Origin of the sequence: Pseudoalteromonas sp. MMG022 (assembly GCF_021654245.1) — a bacterium.
GTDB classification, from domain to species: Bacteria; Pseudomonadota; Gammaproteobacteria; order Enterobacterales; family Alteromonadaceae; genus Pseudoalteromonas; species Pseudoalteromonas amylolytica.
On sequence record NZ_JAKFZQ010000059.1, the window covers coordinates 1 to 472 of the forward strand.

Below are 472 nucleotides of genomic sequence, written 5' to 3' on the forward strand. Positions count from 1 at the left end.
GGTCATCAAAGCTGCTTCATCGAGTAAAGCCTGCGATTTAAAGCGCCCTTCCCAAAATCTACCTGTACAATTATCTTCTCGATTTGCCTGGCGTGCTATGCCTCCATTCAACACCCGCATAAACCAGCTGATACTCGACAAGCGATTGCGATATTCTGTTATCTCTTTGTTTAAAAAGAACCGTTGCCCTTCATCTAAATATTCACCCTTTAAGAACTTGTGACTTTGGGGTGAGCCTTTAAACAGCTTATGCCAACGTATGAGTACCGCCCTATCACTCAATCTTTGTACCTTTTTATCATCCACATACAATACAACATGGGTATGGTTACTCATCACCGCATAAGCACACACATCAATACAAAATACCTGCGCTAAAAACAGTAAACGTTCTTCTACCCAACCTCTGCGATGCTCATACGACTTGCCTGTGAACCTATCTTCACCACATAAAAATGCCCGGCGAACACAT

General features: G+C 42.8%; 1 pseudogene. It reads right to left on the minus strand.

The features are described from left to right. Positions 1-472: pseudogene (locus tag L1070_RS20180) on the minus strand (transposase); the annotation flags it as partial.